At 71.8% G+C, this 4,968-nt stretch carries 5 protein-coding genes and 1 riboswitch; of the genes, 4 read left to right on the forward strand and 1 reads right to left on the reverse strand.

Annotated features, from left to right (window positions below):
• Positions 1-869, reverse strand: an 869-nt coding sequence (locus G6024_RS10840; RefSeq protein WP_159148687.1) for an ABC transporter ATP-binding protein, incomplete at its 3' end; no start/stop codon positions are given.
• A gap of 59 nt (positions 870-928) precedes the next feature.
• Between G6024_RS10840 and G6024_RS10845 the strand changes: the two genes are divergently transcribed.
• From G6024_RS10845 to G6024_RS10860, 4 genes are all read left to right on the forward strand, one after another.
• Positions 929-2,023, forward strand: a complete 1,095-nt coding sequence (locus G6024_RS10845; RefSeq protein WP_235027867.1) for an alpha/beta hydrolase — start codon at positions 929-931, stop codon at positions 2,021-2,023.
• Positions 2,024-2,035: 12 nt separating this feature from the next.
• Positions 2,036-2,214, forward strand: a riboswitch (cobalamin riboswitch).
• A gap of 55 nt (positions 2,215-2,269) precedes the next feature.
• Positions 2,270-3,313 carry an ABC transporter substrate-binding protein gene (locus tag G6024_RS10850; protein WP_159148688.1) on the forward strand — a complete coding sequence of 348 codons (1,044 nt, stop codon included), beginning with the start codon at positions 2,270-2,272 and terminating at the stop codon, positions 3,311-3,313.
• A gap of 4 nt (positions 3,314-3,317) precedes the next feature.
• Complete coding sequence (locus G6024_RS10855) at positions 3,318-4,403, forward strand: FecCD family ABC transporter permease (protein ID WP_159148689.1); 1,086 nt, start codon at positions 3,318-3,320, stop codon at positions 4,401-4,403.
• On the forward strand, positions 4,400-4,968 hold a 569-nt coding region (locus G6024_RS10860; RefSeq protein WP_159148690.1), incomplete at its 3' end, for an ABC transporter ATP-binding protein. The genes G6024_RS10855 and G6024_RS10860, both read left to right, overlap by 4 nt.

Raw genomic sequence — 4,968 nt, forward strand, 5'->3', positions numbered from 1 at the left:
GGGGGGCTCGCGGTGAGCGTGTGGATGCCGGCCGCGTGAAGGAGGCCGGTGACCTCGCCGAGCCTAGGGGCCGGCACGTGGCAGCGGACCTCGAACCGACCGTCGGCGGCCTTCTCGATCCGCAGGCCGTCGACCCCCGTCACGCGCCCGAGTGAACCCGGATCGGCGTCGGTGACGGCGTGGACCTCGGTCGTCGTGTGACGCCGCAGATCGGCCAGCGTCCCCGAGGTGACGGTGCGGCCGTCGCGGATGATGCTCACGCGGTCGGCAAGGGTCTCGACCTCGCCCATGATGTGGCTGGACAGCAGCACGGTGGCGCCGCCATCGACGGCCTCGCGGACGCACTCCTGGAACGTCTGCTCCATGAGCGGGTCCAGGCCGGACGTGGGCTCGTCCAGCACGAGCAGTTCGGCGTCGGAGGCCAGCGCGGCGATCAGCGACACCTTCTGTCGGTTGCCCTTGGAGTAGTCACGTGTGCGTTTGGTCGGGTCCAACCGGAAACGTTCGATCAGCTCGTCCCGACGGCCCGGGTCCAGTCCCCCGAGCGCCCGGCCGAGCAGGTCGATGCACTGGCCGCCCGTCAGCCGCGGCCACAGGGTCACCTCGCCGGGGACGTAGGCGAGCCGGGCGTGGAGTTCGACCGCGTCGCGCCACGGGTCGCCGCCGAACACCGTCGCCCGCCCGGAGTCGGCGCGCATGAGCCCGAGCAGGATCCGGATGGTGGTGGACTTGCCCGACCCGTTGGGTCCGAGGAACCCGTGGACCTCGCCGCGGCGCACGTCCAGGTCCAGCTCATCCAGGGCCCGGGCGCGGCCGAAGGTCTTGACCAGGCCCTCGACCCGCACCACGCTCTCGTGTTCTGAACGCATGATCAGCTCCTTCGTCCGATTACCCCGATCATCCCAGGGATCTGCGTCACAATGTGGCCATGCGCTCTCCCATGTCCGGCCACCGAGTCTTTTCCCCGTCGATCCCGGATCGCCTGACCAAAGCCGTCATGACCGCTGCCGGGTGCCTGCCCGGCCCGCTACTCCGACTCGTGGGCGGGACCCCGCGACGGATGGACGGCCAGGTCCTCGACCCGCACTTCCAGGCCGGGCTCCGGGTCATCTCGATGACGTCCGAGGGCGAATACGAGGATCTGACCGTCGAGAAGGCACGTTCGGCCGTCGAGCGGTCGGCGTTCACCGTCTCGGGGAAGAAGATCGACCTCGCCGTCGTCACCGACATCGTCCTCCCGCTCGGCGGCACCGACCCGGACCGGGCCGACCTGCCCGCGCGCCTGTACTCGCCGGTCCACGGTGACGAGACGCTGCCCGCACTGGTGTTCTTCCACGGCGGCGGCTGGGTGCTCGGCAGCGTCGACTCGCACGACGCGACCTGCCGCTACATCGCCAAGACGGGCCGGCTCAAGGTGATCAGCGTGGACTACCGGCTGGCACCCGAGTTCCGGTTCCCCACCGCGGTCGAGGACGCGATCGCCGCGTTCCGGTACGTCCGCGACCACGCCGACGAACTCGGCGTGGACCCGACGCGCATCGCGGTGGGCGGTGACAGCGCCGGTGGCAACCTGGCGGCGGTGGTCTGCCAGCAGACGCGCGACGCCGGAGAGAAGATGCCGGACTTCCAACTGCTGTTCGTCCCCGCCACCAACATGTCCGCGCGGACCCGCTCGTACGAGCTGTTCGGCGACGGCTTCTTCCTCACCCGGGCCAACATGGACTGGTACGAGGAGACCTACATCCGGTCCGACGAGGACCGGCTTGACCCCCGCGCCTCCCCCCTGCTTGCGGAGGACTTCTCGGGACTGCCGCCCGCCCACGTGGCCACGGGCGGGTTCGACCCGCTGCGCGACGAGGGCGAGGCCTACGCCCGGAAGATGGCCGATGCCGGTGTCCCGGTCTCGCTGCGCCGCCACGAGACACTGGTCCACCCGTTCGTCAACGCCGTCGGGGCCACCCCGCTCGCGCGCTCGGCGCTGTCAGAAGCGGTGGGCGCGATGCGGATGGGGCTGGCGTACTGACCCTGGAGCGCGTGTTACCTTGTGATCGCCAGCGAGACCGATCGGTCGCGGGAATCCGGTGCGAATCCGGAGCTGACGCGCAGCGGTGAGGGTGATGGCGGGGCACGGTGCCACTGGGCCGCACGGTCTGGGAAGGCGCTTCCGTCCAGGTGATCCCGAGTCCGAATACCGGCTGGCCCTCGCGGTGACAACCGCCAGGTCATCACCGGGCTTCGCGTTCCAGGCCCGCGACCTCGGAGCACACCCATGCGTTCGTCCACCCTGGTCGCCCTCGCCGGCGTCACCCTTCTCACCCTGACCTCCTGCACCGCCCACGACCCGGCCGCGATCGCCGGCCCGGGCACCGATCCGATCGAGAACTGCGGGGAGCAGGTGCAGCTCGACGCCCCGCCCGAACGGGTCGTCTCGCTCAACCAGGGCTCCACCGAGATCCTGTACGCCCTCGGCCTCGGCGACCGGATGGTCGGCACCGCCACCTGGACAGACCCGGTCCTACCCGAGTTCTCCGAGGTGAACAGGTCTGTCCCCCGCCTGGCCGACAACGCGCCGTCGATGGAGGCCGTCCTGGACGTGGAGCCGGACTTCGTCACCGCCTCCTTCGGCAGCACCCTCGGCGAGGGCGGGGTCGCCGCCCGCGAGCAGTTCCACGAACTCGGCGTGGGTACGTACCTCTCCCCCACCGACTGTGTGGGCAAGGTCGCCGACTCCGGGGACGGCGTCCGCGAGACCCCACTGACCCCGGACCTGCTCTACCGCGAGATCACCGAGCTCGCGACGATCTTCGACGTGGAGCAGGCCGGTGACGAGCTGGTGGCGGACCTGCAGCGCCGGCTCGACGAGGCCGTCGAGAGCGTCGACGCCCGCGGGATCTCCGCGATGTACTGGTTCGCCAACTCCGAGTCCCCGTACCTGGCCGGCTGCTGCGGTGCCCCCGGCCTCATCTCGACCACCCTGGGCCTGGAGAACGTCTTCGACGACACCACCCAGGAGTGGCCGCAGATCAGCTGGGAGGTCGTGGCCGAGCGCGACCCGGACGTGATCGTCGTGGGCGACCTGACCCGCAAGAGCCAGACCGCCGAGACCGCGGGGGCCAAGATCGCCTACCTCGAGTCCAACCCCGTCACCCGGGAGATGGCGGCGGTCCGGGAGAAGCGGTTCATCGACATCACCGGTGCCGAGATGAACCCGTCGCTGCGCACGATCTACGGGGTGGAGACCGTCGCGGCGGGGCTCACCGAGCTGGGACTCGCCGAGCCGGGCCCGGTCGGCGCCCCGGACCCGGCCAACTGACCCGATGACCCTCGCACCCGAGAGGACCACCGCCCCGGTGGTCCCGGCGCCACCGCGCCGGCGGCCGGCTCTGCGGCGACCGTCCGCACTGGTCACCCTATGGCTCGGTGGCCTGGGGCTGCTGGCGGTGTCGACGGCGCTCGTCATCACCATCGGCCCGTCCGGACTCACCGCCACCGACGTCGTCCAGTCCGCCCTGGCCCGCCTCACCGGTTCCGACTCCGGGCTCACGCGGATCCAGGAGGGGATCATCTGGAACCTGCGGCTTCCGCGCACCCTCATGGCGGCCCTGGCCGGGGCGGGGCTCGCATTGTGCGGCGTCATCCTGCAGTCGCTGCTGCGCAACCCCCTGGCCGACCCGTACATCCTCGGCATCTCCTCCGGCGCCTCGACCGGGGCGGTCCTCGTGGTGGTGCTCGGGGTCGGCGCGGGCGCGGTCGGGCTCACCACGGGGGCGTTCGTCGGAGCGCTCGCCGCGTTCGGCTTCGTCCTGGTCCTGGCCTTCGCGTCCGGCGGCACCACCGACCGGGTGGTGCTGGCGGGGGTCGCGGCGACTCAGCTGTTCTCCGCGGTGACCTCGTTCGTCGTCTACATCGCCGCCGACGCCGAGCAGACCCGCGGCGTGCTGTTCTGGCTGCTGGGCTCGCTGGCGTCCGTCCGCTGGTCGGACGTGGCGGTGTGCGGCGTCGTGGTCCTGCTCGGGCTGGTGGCGTGCCTGCTGCACACCTCCAGCCTCGACGCGTTCACCTTCGGCCAGGACGCCGCGGCCGCCCTCGGCGTCAACGTGGCCCGCACGCGGCTGGTGCTCATGGTGGTGACGGCGCTCGTCACGGCCGTCATCGTGAGCACCTGCGGGGCGATCGGCTTCGTGGGTCTGGTGCTGCCGCACGCCGCGCGGGCCCTGGTCGGGGGCCGGCACCGGGTCCTCGTCCCGACCGCGGCGCTGATGAGCGCCGTGTTCGTCGTGTGGATCGACGCCGTCTCCCGCACCGTGATCGCGCCCCAGGAGTTGCCGATCGGGGTGGCGACCGCACTCATCGGCGTCCCGGCCTTCGTCGGGCTCCTCCTGCGACGGGGACACGGCCGATGACCGCCGCCCCGTCGACGCTCGAGGCGCGCTGTGTCTCGTGGTCCGTGCGCGGCCGGACCATCCTCGACGACGTCACCGTAGCTCCCGCCCCCGGCACGATGGTCGGGGTGCTGGGGCCGAACGGGTCCGGCAAGTCGACGCTCCTGCGCATCCTGACGGGCCTGCTCCGGCCCGATACCGGATCGGTGCACCTCGACGGCACGGACATCCGGTCGATCCCCCGCAAACGCCTGTCCCGGCGCGTGGCCCTGGTGGCGCAGGAGGCGACCACCGACCAGAACCCCACGGTCCGGGAGGTCATCGAACTCGGCCGCATCCCCCATCGCGCGGCCTGGTCGGGTCCGGGTCCCGGGGACGACGGGGTGGTGCGGCGCGCGGCGGCCACGACCGGCCTCGGCGACCGCCTGGACCAGCGGTACGCGACGCTGTCCGGCGGCGAGCGGCAGCGGGTGCAGATCGCGCGGGCCCTGGCCCAGGAACCCGGTGTACTGGTCCTCGACGAGCCGACCAACCACCTCGACATCCGCCACCAGCTCGACCTGCTGGCCCTGGTCCGCGCCACGGA

Origin of the sequence: Dietzia maris (assembly GCF_014144855.1) — a bacterium.
Classification (GTDB): Bacteria; Actinomycetota; Actinomycetes; order Mycobacteriales; family Mycobacteriaceae; genus Dietzia; species Dietzia kunjamensis.

What these genes read in the sequence shown, in the direction of transcription:
- G6024_RS10855 (WP_159148689.1), top strand. Translation starts at nt 3,318, where the DNA reads ATGACCCTCGCACCCGAGAGGACCACCGCCCCGGTGGTCCCGGCGCCA.
- G6024_RS10845 (WP_235027867.1), top strand. Translation starts at nt 929, where the DNA reads ATGCGCTCTCCCATGTCCGGCCACCGAGTCTTTTCCCCGTCGATCCCG.
- G6024_RS10850 (WP_159148688.1), top strand. Translation starts at nt 2,270, where the DNA reads ATGCGTTCGTCCACCCTGGTCGCCCTCGCCGGCGTCACCCTTCTCACC.